The sequence below is a fragment of the Microbacterium sp. Nx66 genome, assembly GCF_904066215.1.
Classification (GTDB): domain Bacteria; phylum Actinomycetota; class Actinomycetes; order Actinomycetales; family Microbacteriaceae; genus Microbacterium; species Microbacterium meiriae.
Map to the genome: position 1 here is coordinate 393203 of NZ_LR880474.1, position 13413 is coordinate 406615.

A 13413-nucleotide genomic window follows, 5' to 3' on the forward strand; every position below is an offset into this window, starting at 1 on the left:
CATGGCGACCATCGACCTGAACTCGGACCTCGGCGAGAACGTCCCCGACCGGATCGTCAGCGACGACGCGAGCATGCTCGAGATCGTCACGAGTGCGAACGTGTCGTGCGGATTCCACGCCGGGAGCCCGGAGGGCATCCGCGAGACCCTCGCGGCGGCGGTCGCCGGCGGCGTCGTGATCGGTGCGCACCCCGGGTACCGCGACTACGAGAACTTCGGGCGCACGAAGGTCGACATCGACTCGGCCACGCTGCAGGCACATGTCGAGTACCAGCTCGGTGCCCTCCTCGGGCTCACCGCGGCGGTCGGCGGGCGGGTCTCCTACGTCAAGCCGCACGGGGCGCTCTACAACACCATCGCCCGCGACGAGCGGCAGTCGAAGGACGTGGTGGCGGCCATCACGGCGATCGACCCCTCGCTCGTGCTGCTCGGTCTCGCCGGCGGCGTCGTGCTCGACGTCGCCGAACGGGCGGGGCTCGCAGTCGCGGCGGAGGCCTTCGCCGATCGCGCCTATCAGCCGGACGGTCAGCTCGTCTCGCGCACCGAGGAGGGGGCCGTGCTGCACGACCCCACCGCGGTGGCGGAGCGGATGGTGCGCCTGGCCGCTGAGGGCGTGATCCGGGCGATCGACGGCACCGACGTCGCCGTGTCCGCGCAGTCGATCTGCGTGCACGGCGACAGCCCGGGATCCGTCGCGATGGCCGCGGAGACGAAGCGCCTGCTGCAGGCGGAGGGCATCACCATCGCCCCGTTCGCCGGAGTCTGACATGGCGGTGCTCGCGACTCCCGCCCAGCTCGCCGACGCCCGGGCCGCCCGTGCGGCGCACCGCGCCGGTCACTCCGCGCCTACCAGCGGCGTCGCCCCGGGGCTGACCCAGGCGAACCTCATCGCCGTGCCCGCGGACTGGGCCTTCGAGACCCTCCTCTATGCGCAGCGCAACCCGAAGCCCTGCCCCGTCCTCGAGGTGATCGAGCAGGGCGAGGTGGAGTCGCGGCTCGCGCCGGGCAGCGACATCCGCACCGACATCGGGCGCTACCGCATCTGGCGGGACGGCGAGCTCGTCGAGGAGGTGTCCGACGCGACGGCGGCGTGGGCCGAGCATCCCGACCTCGTCGCGTTCCTCATCGGCTGCAGCTTCACGTTCGAGACGGGGCTCGTCGAGGCCGGGATCCCGATCCGTCATCAGGAGCTCGGACGCAACGTGCCGATGTACCGCACGGCGGTGGACTGCACGCCAGCCGGGCGCCTCCGCGGCGAGATGGTGGTCTCGATGCGTCCGATCCCCGCGGACCGCGTGGCCGACGCCGTGCAGATCTCCGGGCGCACCCCGGCTGTGCACGGCGCGCCGGTGCACATCGGCGATCCGGCGTCGCTCGGCATCGCCGATGTGATGGCGCCCGACTTCGGCGACGCCCCCGAGATCCGCCCCGGCGAGATCCCCGTGTTCTGGGCGTGCGGTGTGACCCCGCAGGCGGCGATCATGGCGTCGAAGCCGCCGTTCGCCGTCACCCACGCCCCGGGGTACATGTTCGTCACCGATGTTCCGGATGCGGAGTACCGGGTCTGATGCGCATCCTCACGGCCTCCGACAGCGCGCTGCTCGTCGAGGCGGACGACCTCGAGCAGGCCATGCGGCTGAATCTGGCGTGGAGCGACATGCCCGGTGTGCTCGAGCGCATCCCCGGCGCCCGCACCGTGCTCGTGCGGTTCGATCCGCACCGCACCTCGGCCGCCGCGCTCGCGGAGGCGCTCGCCGCGACCGAGGTCGACGCGGCGGCCCTGCCCGATGCGGGGGAGGTCAGCATCCCGGTCCGCTACGACGGGGAGGATCTCGACGAGGCCGCCGCGCTCCTCGACGTCTCGGCGGAGGAGCTGGTGGCTCGTCACCTTGCCGCGGACTGGAGAGTGGCCTTCTCGGGTTTCGCTCCCGGCTTCGGCTACGCCGTGAGCGGCGACCCCCTCTTCGACGTGCCGCGGCGGTCGTCGCCGCGCACCCGGGTGCCCGCCGGCTCCGTCGCGCTCGCCGGGGCGTTCAGTGGCGTGTATCCGCGGGAGAGCCCGGGCGGCTGGCAGCTCATCGGCCGGACCGCCCTGGAGATGTGGGACATCGACCGCGACCCGCCGGCCCTGCTCGCGCCGGGTCGACGCGTGCGCTTCGTGCGTGCGGAGCGGGAGACCGTGGCGGCGTCGCCTATGGGGGTGGCCGACGCGACGCGTGTCGACCGCCGTGCGGGCGGTCCGGCGGTCGAGGTCGTGCGATCCTCGCTGCAGCTCCTCGTGCAGGACGCGGGTCGCCCCGGCTTCGCGGCCCTGGGCGTCTCGGCCTCCGGCGTCGCCGATCGTGTCGCGATGCACGCGGCGAACCGGGCGGTGGGCAACACCCCCGCCGCGGCCGTGCTGGAGAGTGTCGGCGGAGCCGTGCTGCGCTTCCACGGTGCGGGAGTGGCCGCGGTCACCGGCGCCACGGGCCCGCTCACGCTCACCGACGCCGATGGCACCGAGCGCACGCTCCTCCCCGGGGTGCCCTTCGCGACCGTCGACGGCGATGAGCTCACGCTGGGCCACCCCGACCGCGGACTCCGGTCCGTGATCGCGGTCCGCGGAGGGCTCGCTCCGGCCGCGGCGCTCGACAGTCGCGCGACCGACACGCTCGCCGGGCTGGGCCCCGCGCCGCTGTCCGTCGGCGACCTCCTCCCGATCGGAGATGCCGCCGTGGCCGCCGTCGAGCCGGATCCGGTGCCGCGCGCGCTTCCCGCGGCCGGGGAGCTGGTCGCGCTCGAGATCACGCTCGGGCCGCGCGACGACTGGTTCACCGCCGCCGGCGTCGACGCGCTCACCGGGCAGGCGTGGACGGTCACGCCGCGCTCGGACCGCGTGGGCATCCGACTGCAGGGCGACGTGCCCCTGGAACGGGCGGTCGGCGGCGAGCTGCCGAGCGAAGGCGCCGTGACCGGGGCCATCCAGGTGCCGCCGGACGGGCAGCCCGTGCTCTTCCTCCCCGATCATCCGCTCACCGGCGGCTACCCCATCATCGGTGCCCTCACCGATCGCAGCCTCGACCTCGCCGCCCAGCTCCCGCCGGGTGTGCGGGTGCGCTTCACCGTCAAGGAGACCTCATGACCACTGTGCTGATCGCCAACCGCGGCGAGATCGCGGTCCGCGTGATCCGCGCGTGCGCCGAGGCCGGCTACACGTCGGTCGCCGTCTACGCCGACCAGGACGCCGACGCCCTGCACGTGCGGCTCGCGGACGAGGCGATCGGCCTGGGCGGCGACACCGCGGCGACGACGTACCTGTCGGTCGAGGCGCTGATCGACGCGGCCCGCCGCAGCGGTGCCGATGCCGTGCACCCCGGCTACGGCTTCCTCTCCGAGAGCGCCGCGTTCGCGCGAGCCGTCGAGGACGCCGGACTCGTCTGGATCGGACCCTCGCCGGAGAGCATCGACGCACTCGGTGACAAGATGACCGCGCGTCGGATCGCCCAGCGTGTGGGGGCCCCGCTCGCCGCCGGCACGGATCAGCCGTTGTCCGGACCGCAGGAGGCGGTGGCGTTCGCCGAGGAGCACGGCCTCCCGATCGCGATCAAGGCCGCGTTCGGTGGCGGCGGCCGAGGGCTCAAGGTCGTCCGCGAGCTGTCCGAGGTCGCCGACGCGTTCGACGCGGCCACCCGTGAGGCGACCGCGGCATTCGGCCGCGGGGAGTGCTTCGTGGAGCGCTTCCTGGAGAGCCCGCGACACATCGAGGTGCAGGTGCTCGGCGACGGGCGCGGCGGCGTCGTCGTCGTGGGCGACCGCGACTGCTCCATGCAGCGGCGCAACCAGAAGCTCATCGAAGAGGCTCCCGCGCCCGGCCTGACGGAGGCGCAGCGGGCGGCGTTCCATGACGCGGCGCGGGCGATCTGCGCCGAGGTGCAGTACCGCGGCGCCGGCACGGTCGAGTTCCTCCTCGCCGCGGACGGCACGATCTCGTTCCTCGAGGTGAACACCCGGCTGCAGGTCGAGCACCCCGTGACCGAGGAGGTCACCGGGACCGACCTCGTCCGCGAGCAGTTCCGGATCGCGTTCGGCGAGGGGCCGTCCTTCACCGACACCCCGGCTCCGACCGGGCATGCGTTCGAGTTCCGCATCAACGCCGAAGACCCCGGCCGCGGATTCCTGCCCAGCCCCGGACGGGTGGATGCCCTGCGCATCCCCGGCGGACCCGGCGTGCGGTGGGACAGCGGCATCGAGGCCGGCGACACCGTGCAGCCCGCGTTCGACTCGATGATCGCGAAGCTCATCGTGCACGCGGAGACCCGGGACGCGGCGCTCGTGCGGGCGCGTCGAGCGCTGCGGGAGCTCGCCGTCGAGGGTCCGGCGACCGTGATCCCGTTCGACCTCCGCGCCATCGACGACCCCGCGTTCGCGACCGCGACCTTCGCCGTGCACACCCAGTGGATCGAGACCGTGCTGCTCCCGGCGCTGGAGTCGCAGCCGCGCCCCGCGGTCGCCCCGGTCTCCGGACTGCAGCGCTTCCCGGTGGAGATCGACGGCCGCCGCGTGATGCTCGGTCTGCCCGCGGAGCTGCTGGCCGGCATCGGCCGTCCGGCGGGAGAGGCCGCTGCACCCGTGTCTGCGGCGGACCCCTCCGAGCTCCGGGCTCCCGCGCCGGGCACGCTCGTGCGGTGGCTCGTCGACGACGGGGCCGAGGTGGCCGAGGGAGACCCGGTGGCCGTGCTCGACGCGATGAAGATGGAGACGACGGTCACCGCGCACCGCGCCGGCACCCTCACTCCTCGCGCCGACACCGGCGCGACCCTCTCCGCCGACGCCCTCCTCGCCACGATCGCCTGACCCCGGTACCGTCCCGTCCCGTCCCGTCCGGGCTCCACCCCGCAAACCGGTGCGAGTGCGAAAACGGGCTTTCGAGGGGTGCGGGAGGAACGAAACCCGTCCCGCACGCACCCGGGAGCGGGCGGGCGTTACGCGGGGTCGCCGCCGAGGGGGCCGACGGGCTCGAGGGGCTTCGGGTCGTCGGCACCGGTCTTGCGTGCCCGGGCGATGAGGTTGCCCAGGTGGTAGATGAGCAGCGCCGCGACCGTCCCGAGCACGATCCCGCCGAAGGCGAAGTCACCGAGCTGCATCGTGAACCCGGCGATGCCGATCACGAGGGACACCGCGGCGGTGTACTGGTTGACCGGCCGGGAGAAGTCGACGCGGCTGTCCACCCAGATCTTGATGCCGATGATGCCGATGAGGCCGTAGAGCGCGGTCGTCGCCCCGCCGAGCACGCCCGCGGGGATCGAGTTGAACACCTCGCCGACCTTCGGGGAGAAGGCGAGGAGGATCGCGAACAGACCCGCCACCCAGTACACGGCGGTGGAGTACACGCGGGTCGCGGCCATGACGCCGATGTTCTCGCCATAGGTCGTGGTGCCCGAGCCGCCGAAGCCACCCGCGATGGTCGTGGCGACGCCGTCGGCGATGAGCGCGCGGCCGGTGTGGCGGTTGATGGCGGGGTCCTCGGTCATGGTCGCGACACCGCGCACGTGGCCGACGTTCTCCGCGATGAGCACGAGCACGACGGGCAGGAACATCGCGATGGTCGACCAGGTGCCCGGCTCGACGAAGTCCGGGAACTGGAAGTGCGGGAGGCCGATCCAGGGGGCGTCCGCGATGAGCTCGGCGGGGGTCTTGTCGCCGCGGAGCGGGTTGGGCACCTCGAACGAGCCGTTGAACGCGGCCCAGATGAAGCCGACGGCGACGCCGAGGAAGATCGAGATCCGTCCGAGGAAGCCCCGGAAGAGCACGGCGAAGAGGATGATCGCGACGAGGGTGATCGTGGCGGTCACCGGGTCGAGCGCGAAGTTGCTCCAGGCGGTGGGGGCGAGGTTGAAGCCGATGAGCGCGACGATGGCGCCGGCGACGACCGGGGGCATCAGGGCGTCGACCCAGCGCAGGCCGACGAACTGCACGACGAGGCCCACGACCGCGAGGAGCACGCCCACCGCGACCACGCCCGCGAGGGCCGAGCCGGTGCCGCCCGCCGCGACGGCCGCGGTGATGGGGGCGATGAAGGCGAACGAGGAGCCGAGGTAGCTGGGCAGCTGGTTCTTCGTGATGAGGAGGAAGAGCAGCGTGCCGATGCCGCTGAAGAGCAGGGTCGTCGACACCGGGAAGCCGGTGAGCGTCGGCACGAGGAACGTGGCGCCGAACATCGCGACGACGTGCTGCGCGCCGATGGCGATGGTCGCGGGCCAGGACAGACGTTCCTCGGGGGTGACGACGGCGCCGGGCTCGACGGTGCGGCCGTTTCCGTGCAGCTTCCACAAAGCCATGCGGGCTCCTCAGGGTTCGGGATCGGGGGCGGAGTGCTGGAGCAACACTACCGATTCCTGAGTTTTCCCTGTGCGCCTCGCGGTCGCGGGGAGCGCGGTGTCAGGCGCCGAGGCGGTCGATGAGCTCGCGGTACCGGGCGGCCGTCCGGGCGACGACCTCGTCGGGCAGCACGGGGGGCTCGCCCTGCTTGTCCCAGTTCGCCGCGAGCCAGTCGCGCACGATCTGCTTGTCGAAGCTCGCCATCCGCTCGGCAGGCGTCGACCCCGTGCGCCAGGCCTCGGCGTCCCAGTACCGGGAGGAGTCGCTCGTGAGGACCTCGTCCGCGAGGCGGAGGGTGCCGTCGGCGTCGGTCCCGAACTCGAACTTCGTGTCGGCGAGGATGAGGCCCTTCTCCTCGGCGATGGCCGCGGCCCGACGGTAGATCGCGAGCGAGGCGTCGCGGAGCTCGGCCGCCCGGTCCGCCCCGACGAGCTCGACGACGCGGTCGAACGTGATGTTCTCGTCGTGCTCACCCATCGGCGCCTTGTAGGCCGGGGTGAACAGCGGCTCGGGCAGACGGTCGCCGTTCTGCAGCCCTGCCGGCAGGGCGATGCCGCACACGGTGCCGTGCTCCTGGTACTCGGCCCAGCCGGAGCCGGTGATGTACCCGCGCACCACGCACTCGATCGGCAGCATCTCGAGCGACTGGGCGAGCATGGCACGATCGGCCACCTCCTCCGGCAGGTCGCCGTCCGTGAGGTGATTCGGCACGTCCAGCTGGGCGAACCACCAGCGGCTGAGGCGCGTCAGCAGGGCGCCCTTGTCGGTGATGCCGGGAGAGAGCACCACGTCGAACGCGCTCACCCGGTCGGACGCGACGACGAGGATGCGGGTGTCTCCCGGGTCCTCGGAGGCGTAGAGGTCGCGGACCTTTCCGGAGTAGAGGTGTCGCCATCCGGGGATGGCCTGCGCGTTTCCTGCGGACGGTGTGCTCACCCGCCCATTATCCCGGTGATGCGTGCTCTTCCGCGCCGAGACCCCGCGTTCGCGTCGAGACCCCGGGGTGAGCGCGCCGGGACCCCGGGGTCTCGCCGGAAAGACGGGGTCTCGGCGGAGGAGGGGCGGGTGTATAGTCCATGTGGACTATTCGTGCGGGGCAGGGGACAGGGCATGAGGGGGAGAGGCGTGGGGAAGAGCAGGGATGTGGTGGCGGCGCTCACGCCGCTCGGCGTCATGGTGCTGGCACTGCTCCGCGAGAGCGACATGCACCCGTACGAGATGGTGCGCCTGCTCCGCGCGCGTCACGACGACCGGCTCATCACCGTCACCAACGGCACGCTCTATCACACCGTCGCCCGACTCCAACGGGCCGGGCTGCTCGACGAGGTCGGCACGGACCGCGAAGGCAACCGGCCGGAACGCACGACCTACACCCTCACCGACGCCGGACGGGAGGCGGTGGTCGCCTGGGTGCGGCGCTCCCTTCCCCGCATCGACCGCGAGACCGACGCCCGCGTCGCGCTCGCCGAGTCGCACAACCTCGACCGGGACGACGCCGTCGCGCTGCTGCAGGAACGGCGTGAGGCCCTCGTCGCCTCGTACGCTCTCCACCACGACGGCCTCGCCGCCGCCCGCGCCAAGGGCGTCCCGCCGCAGGTCCTCGTCGAGATCGAACGGCAGGAGGCGCTGCTCGACGCCGAGCTCCGCTGGCTCGACTCCCTCCTCACCCGCCTCGACGGCGACGAGCTCCGCTGGGGCCCCGACGCCTTCGACGACACCGACCGCTACCGCGCCCAGCGAAAGGCTGCACAGCAATGACCGATTCCCGTCAGACCTCGGGACCCGAGACCGGGCCCTTCGCCGCCGGTCACGCACCGAAGAGTCCGTGGCCGGCGCTCTGGGCGCTCGTCATCGGGTTCTTCATGATCCTCGTCGACACCACGATCGTCTCCGTCGCGAACCCCGCGATCAAGGCCGCCCTCGACCCCGACACGAACAACCTCGACAACGTGGTGTGGGTCACCAGCGCCTACCTCCTCGCCTACGCCGTCCCGCTGCTGATCACCGGACGACTCGGCGACCGCTTCGGGCCGAAGAACATCTACCTCATCGGGCTCGCGGTCTTCACCCTCGCCTCGCTCTGGTGCGGACTGTCGACGACGCTCGAGGGCCTGATCGCTGCCCGCGCGGTCCAGGGGCTCGGCGCCGCATTCATGACGCCGCAGACCATGGCCGTGATCACCCGCACGTTCCCGCCCAACCGCCGCGGCGCGGCGATGGGCCTCTGGGGCGCCACGGCCGGCGTCGCCACTCTCGTCGGCCCCCTCGCCGGCGGTCTGCTCGTCGACGGCTTCGGGTGGCGGTGGATCTTCTTCGTCAACCTCCCCGTCGGCGTCATCGCCTTCGTGCTCGCCTGGATCCTCGTGCCGAAGCTGAAGACCCACCCGCACCGGTTCGACGTGGTCGGCGTCGTGCTCAGCGCCGTCGCGCTCTTCCTCATCGTCTTCGGGCTGCAGGAGGGCGAGAAGTACGACTGGGGGACCATCGTGGGGCCGATCTCGGTCTGGGGGCTCATCATCGCGGGCGTCGTGGTGCTCGCGCTCTTCATCGTGCAGCAGGCGCGCACCCGCAGCGAACCCCTCGTGCCGCTCGCGCTCTTCCGCGACCGGAACTTCTCCGGCGCGAACGTGGCGATCGCCGCGGTCGGCTTCACCGTCACGAGCATGTCGCTGCCGATGATGTTCTTCCTGCAGACGGCGCGCGGCCTCACCCCGACCGAGGCGGCGATGCTGCTGATCCCGATGGCCGTGCTGTCGGGCGTGCTCGCCCCGGTCGCCGGGAAGATCCTGGACCGTGTCGACCCGCGTATCATCCTCGTCCCCGGCCTGATCTGCGTCGCGGCTGCCCTGGTCTGGTACTCCGCCCTGACCACGATGGACACCCCCATCCTGATGTTCCTGCTGCCGTCCGCCCTGATGGGCATCGGCAACGCGGGCATGTGGGGGCCGCTGGCGACCACGGCCACGCGCAAGCTGCCGCCGCGGCAGGCCGGTGCCGGCGCGGGCATCTACAACACCACGCGCACCATCGGGTCGGTCATCGGCTCCGCGTCGATCGCCGCGTTCATGCAGTCGCGGCTGGAGGCGAACCTCCCCGGTCTGGCCGACGCCCCGGCCGGCACGGGCAGCGGCGCACTGCCGCCGCAGGTCGCCGAGGGCTTCGCTGCGGGCATGTCCCAGACCCTCCTGCTGCCCGCCGGCGTGATCCTCATCGCCCTCGTCGCCTCGCTGTTCCTCCGCGGACACGACCGCAAGGACGAGCCCGTCGCCACAACCCCTCCGGCGTGACCGCGATGACCCCGACACGCCGGTATCCACGCGGCTTCCGGCAGTGTCGGGCGTCTCTCCGAGATTCCGGTGCGCGGGAGGTGCAGGGTTAGGGTGGATGGTCGGCGGCCGCCGGGCCGCCCTTCCGAACCCCCGAGGAGCACTCGACGTGAGCCGCCATCCATCCTCTCCGCCGAGCCGTCTGCGGCGGTTCGGCCGCACCGCCGGCGCGACCGCTCTCGCCGCGCTCGTCGCCGCCGGGGCGCTGCTCGCCGGAGCCGCGCCCGCCACCGCGGCCGACGACGGCGAGACCTACGTCATCGGCACCGACACGACCTTCGCGCCGTTCGAGTTCACGAACGAGTCCGGCGACCTTGTCGGCATCGACATGGATCTCCTGCGCGCGATCGCGGAGGACCAGGGCTTCGACGTGGAGATCCGCCAGCTCGGTTTCGACGCCGCGGTGCAGGCGCTGCAGTCGAACCAGGTCGATGCCGTCATGGCCGGGATGTCGATCACCGAGGAGCGCCAGCAGACCTTCGACTTCAGCGACCCGTACTTCACGAGCGGCGTGCAGCTGGGCGTGCTCGAGTCCAGCGACATCGAGTCCCTCGACGACCTCGACGGCAAGACCGTCGCGGTGAAGACCGGCACCCAGGGGCAGACCTTCGCCGAGGAGAACGCCGACGAGTACGGCTTCCGCATCACGCCGTACCAGGACACGACCGACATGGTCGACGCGGTCAAGGCGGGTCAGGCCGTCGGCTACTTCGAGGACTTCCCCGTGCTCGCCTACGGCATCCAGCAGGGCTCGGGCTTCCGTCTCGTCGGCGAGCCCGCGCTCGGCGGCGAGTACGGCTTCGCGGTGAACAAGGGCGAGAACGCCGAGCTCCTGGAGATGTTCAACGCCGGCCTCGCCAACCTGCAGGACTCCGGCGAGTACGACGAGATCGTCGACACCTACCTCGCGTCGGGCGACGACGCGCAGGAGGCGCAGCCCACCGACATCATCTCGGTCGCGGTGAAGTACTGGCCGGCCCTCATGCAGGGTCTGTGGCTCACCATCCTCGCCACGATCGTCGCGGTGATCGCAGCCTTCATCCTCGGGATCATCTTCGGCTTCGGGCGCCTGTCGAAGTTCGCGCCGTTCCGCTGGATCGCGACCGCCTACGTCTACGTCTTCCGCGGGACCCCGATCCTGATCCAGGCGTTCTTCGTGTTCTTCGCCATTCCGCAGCTCATTCCGGACCTCAAGTTCGACCCGTTCGTGGCCGGTGCGATCACCCTGTCGCTGAACACCGGTGCGTACATGACGGAGATCATCCGCGGCGGCATCCAGGCCGTCGACCCCGGTCAGGCGGAGGCGTCGCGCTCGCTCGGCCTCAGCCACTGGAAGACGATGCGCAAGGTCGTGCTGCCGCAGGCGTTCCGGATCATGATCCCGTCGTTCGTGAACCAGGGCATCATCACTCTGAAGGACACCTCGCTCATCAGCGTCATCGGTCTCGCCGAGCTGACGTTCGTCTCGCGACAGATCATCGCCTCGACGTATCTCTCGGCGCAGGTGCTGACGATCGTCGCCATCATCTACTTCGTCGTGATCACGCTGCTGACGCTGCTCGCGAACCGCCTGGAGAGGAAGGCCAACGCATGAGCAAGATCGAGGTCAGGGACCTGCACAAGTCCTTCGGCGACAACGAGGTGCTCAAGGGCATCGATCTCACGGTCGAGGACGGCGAGGTCATCGCGGTGATCGGCCCGTCCGGCTCGGGCAAGTCGACGCTGCTGCGCTGCCTCAACAAGCTCGAGGAGCCGACGTCGGGGCACGTGATCATCGACGGTGTCGACCTCACCGACAAGAGCGTGAAGCTGGACGAGGTGCGGCAGCGCATCGGCATGGTGTTCCAGCACTTCAACCTGTTCCCGCACATGACCGTGCTGGAGAACATCACGCTCGCCCCGGTCGAGCTGGGCCGCATGACGAAGGCCGAGGCCCGCGACCGCGCCCGCTCGCTGCTCGAGCGCGTCGGCCTGTCGGAGAAGGCGGACGCGAAGCCCGCGTCGCTCTCCGGCGGTCAGAAGCAGCGCGTGGCCATCGCCCGTGCACTCGCGATGGACCCGGAGATCATGCTGTTCGACGAGGCCACCAGTGCCCTCGACCCGGAGATGGTCGGCGAGGTGCTGCAGGTCATCCGCGATCTTGCCGAGGGCGGCATGACCATGGTGCTCGTGACCCACGAGATGGGCTTCGCGCGCGAGGTGTCCGACCGCACGGTCTTCATGGACGGCGGCGTCGTGGTCGAGGAGGGCACCCCCGCCGACCTGTTCGGCGCCCCGAAGAACGAACGCCTCCAGGACTTCCTGTCCAAGGTCCTCTGACCCCGGCTTTCGAGTCGCGTGAATGGCTGCATTCCCCGTCGGGATGCAGCCATTCGCTACGTGAAGCGGGTCAGCGGGCGACGCGGGCAGCGATGTCGGTGCGGTGGTGGGAGCCCTCGAGGCGGATGCGGCCGATGGCGTCGTAGGCGCGGGCGCGGGCGGTGCCGAAGTCCGGGGCCACAGCGACGACGTTCAGCACACGGCCGCCCGTCGCGATGAGCGAGCCCCCGGGTGCGTCGGGGCTGGCGGTCGCGGCGTGCACCAGACGGACGCCCTCGACCGCGGCGGCGTCGGTCAGGCCCTCGATCGGACGCCCGGTCTGCGGCGCCTCGGGATATCCCTCGCTCGCCAGGACCACGGTGATCGCGACCTCATCGCGGAACACGGGCTCCGGCTGGTCCTCGAGCGTGCCGGAGGCGGCGGCGAAGAGGAGCTGGGACAGCGGGGTCTCCAGCCGCGGCAGCACGACCTGGGTCTCCGGGTCGCCGAAGCGCGCGTTGAACTCGATCACGCGCACGCCCTGCGGGGTGAGGATGAGGCCGGCGTAGAGGAGCCCGATGAACGGGGTCCCCTCGGCATCGAGCTGTCGGACGACCGGGAGCGCGACGTCGCGGGTGACCTCCTCGACGAACGCCTGCTCGCTGCCGAACTGCTCCGCGAGCCAGGGCAGCGGGGAGTACGCTCCCATGCCTCCGGTGTTGGGGCCGGCGTCGCCGTCGAGGGCACGCTTGAAGTCCTGTGCCGGGCTGAGGGCGCGTACCGTGTCGCCGTCGCTGAGGAAGAACAGCGAGACCTCGGGGCCGGACAGGAACTCCTCGACCAGGACGGGGCCGGCTGGGAGGTACTGCTCCGCGTGGGCCAGGGCCTCGGCGCGGTCGGAGGTGACGATGACCCCCTTGCCCGCGGCGAGTCCATCGGCCTTGACCACGTGCGGGGCGCCGAGCTCCTCGAACGCGGCTTCGACGTCGGCGACCGTGGCAGCGCGGACCGCGCGGCCGGTCGGCACACCGGCGGCGTCCATGACGCGCTTGGCGAAGGCCTTGGAGCCCTCGAGCTGCGCGGCGGCCTTGCCGGGGCCGAAGACGGGGATGCCGCGGCCGCGGAGCTCGTCCGCGACGCCTGCCACGAGCGGAGCCTCCGGGCCGATGACGACGAGGTCGATCGCGTGCTCGTTCGCGAAGGCCGTGACCGCGGCGCCGTCCAGCGGGTCGAGGGCGACGGGGGTCGCGTCCTGCGCGATGCCGGCGTTGCCGGGGGCGACGAGGATCTCGTGCGCGGTGGACTCGGCGCGCAGCGCCAGGATGATCGCGTGCTCACGGGCACCGGAACCGAGGACGAGGATCTTCACGCGTCCAGCCTATCGAGGCACGTGCGCGGGGTTTCGGCCGGTCCCGCGTTCACAACTCAGGAC

General features: G+C 71.6%; 11 protein-coding genes. 8 read left to right on the plus strand and 3 right to left on the minus strand.

Translation table 11 applies throughout. The annotated features are described in order from the left end of the window. Window position 1: 1 nt before the first annotated feature. The 4 genes from MICNX66_RS01800 to MICNX66_RS01815 are packed head-to-tail and all read left to right on the plus strand — an operon-like array spanning window position 2 to window position 4833. Window positions 2-766 carry a LamB/YcsF family protein gene (locus tag MICNX66_RS01800; protein WP_187663079.1) on the plus strand — a complete coding sequence of 255 codons (765 nt, stop codon included), beginning with the start codon at window positions 2-4 and terminating at the stop codon, window positions 764-766. Between the two features lies 1 nt (window position 767). After that, entirely contained in the window at window positions 768-1568 is an 801-nt protein-coding gene (locus MICNX66_RS01805; protein WP_187663080.1) for a putative hydro-lyase, read from the plus strand. After that, window positions 1568-3121, plus strand: a complete 1554-nt coding sequence (locus MICNX66_RS01810) for an urea amidolyase family protein (protein WP_187663081.1) — start codon at window positions 1568-1570, stop codon at window positions 3119-3121. Before MICNX66_RS01805 ends, MICNX66_RS01810 begins: the two co-directional genes overlap by 1 nt. Beyond that, complete coding sequence (locus MICNX66_RS01815; RefSeq protein ID WP_187663082.1) at window positions 3118-4833, plus strand: acetyl/propionyl/methylcrotonyl-CoA carboxylase subunit alpha; 1716 nt, start codon at window positions 3118-3120, stop codon at window positions 4831-4833. Before MICNX66_RS01810 ends, MICNX66_RS01815 begins: the two co-directional genes overlap by 4 nt. 128 nt (window positions 4834-4961) lie before the next feature. Here MICNX66_RS01815 and MICNX66_RS01820 read toward each other — a convergent pair whose 3' ends face one another. Together MICNX66_RS01820 and MICNX66_RS01825 are read right to left on the minus strand one after the other, a co-directional pair. Then, a complete protein-coding gene (locus tag MICNX66_RS01820; protein ID WP_062766125.1) occupies window positions 4962-6317 on the minus strand; it encodes a uracil-xanthine permease family protein in 1356 nt (451 codons plus the stop codon). 100 nt (window positions 6318-6417) lie between these two features. Continuing rightward, entirely contained in the window at window positions 6418-7293 is an 876-nt protein-coding gene (locus MICNX66_RS01825) for a phosphoribosylaminoimidazolesuccinocarboxamide synthase (protein WP_187663083.1), read from the minus strand. Window positions 7294-7482: 189 nt separating this feature from the next. Here MICNX66_RS01825 and MICNX66_RS01830 point away from each other — a divergent pair, with 189 nt between their 5' ends. The 4 genes from MICNX66_RS01830 (at window position 7483) to MICNX66_RS01845 (ending at window position 12002) form a co-directional block, all read left to right on the plus strand. Continuing rightward, window positions 7483-8115: a PadR family transcriptional regulator gene (locus tag MICNX66_RS01830; protein WP_313366664.1), complete on the plus strand. Its 633-nt coding sequence runs from the start codon at window positions 7483-7485 to the stop codon at window positions 8113-8115. After that, on the plus strand, window positions 8112-9644 hold the full coding sequence (locus tag MICNX66_RS01835; RefSeq protein WP_187663085.1) for a DHA2 family efflux MFS transporter permease subunit: 1533 nt from the start codon (window positions 8112-8114) through the stop codon (window positions 9642-9644). The genes MICNX66_RS01830 and MICNX66_RS01835 overlap by 4 nt, the downstream gene beginning before the upstream one ends. A gap of 148 nt (window positions 9645-9792) precedes the next feature. After that, complete coding sequence (locus MICNX66_RS01840; protein ID WP_187663086.1) at window positions 9793-11277, plus strand: amino acid ABC transporter substrate-binding protein/permease; 1485 nt, start codon at window positions 9793-9795, stop codon at window positions 11275-11277. Beyond that, a complete protein-coding gene (locus MICNX66_RS01845) occupies window positions 11274-12002 on the plus strand; it encodes an amino acid ABC transporter ATP-binding protein (RefSeq protein ID WP_060922441.1) in 729 nt (242 codons plus the stop codon). Before MICNX66_RS01840 ends, MICNX66_RS01845 begins: the two co-directional genes overlap by 4 nt. A gap of 70 nt (window positions 12003-12072) precedes the next feature. Here the strand turns inward: MICNX66_RS01845 and purD are convergent, their stop codons facing one another. Further along, the gene (gene purD, locus MICNX66_RS01850) at window positions 12073-13350 is read right to left on the minus strand and encodes a phosphoribosylamine--glycine ligase (RefSeq protein WP_187663087.1); all 1278 of its coding nucleotides are present in this window, start codon (window positions 13348-13350) and stop codon (window positions 12073-12075) included. Between the last annotated feature and the right edge of the window lie 63 nt (window positions 13351-13413).

Bases quoted from the DNA above. Each gene is read 5' to 3' on its own strand.
- MICNX66_RS01810 (WP_187663081.1), top strand. From the start codon at position 1,568: ATGCGCATCCTCACGGCCTCCGACAGCGCGCTGCTCGTCGAGGCGGAC.
- MICNX66_RS01820 (WP_062766125.1), bottom strand. From the start codon at position 6,317: ATGGCTTTGTGGAAGCTGCACGGAAACGGCCGCACCGTCGAGCCCGGC.
- MICNX66_RS01815 (WP_187663082.1), top strand. From the start codon at position 3,118: ATGACCACTGTGCTGATCGCCAACCGCGGCGAGATCGCGGTCCGCGTG.
- MICNX66_RS01805 (WP_187663080.1), top strand. From the start codon at position 768: ATGGCGGTGCTCGCGACTCCCGCCCAGCTCGCCGACGCCCGGGCCGCC.
- MICNX66_RS01800 (WP_187663079.1), top strand. From the start codon at position 2: ATGGCGACCATCGACCTGAACTCGGACCTCGGCGAGAACGTCCCCGAC.
- MICNX66_RS01845 (WP_060922441.1), top strand. From the start codon at position 11,274: ATGAGCAAGATCGAGGTCAGGGACCTGCACAAGTCCTTCGGCGACAAC.
- MICNX66_RS01835 (WP_187663085.1), top strand. From the start codon at position 8,112: ATGACCGATTCCCGTCAGACCTCGGGACCCGAGACCGGGCCCTTCGCC.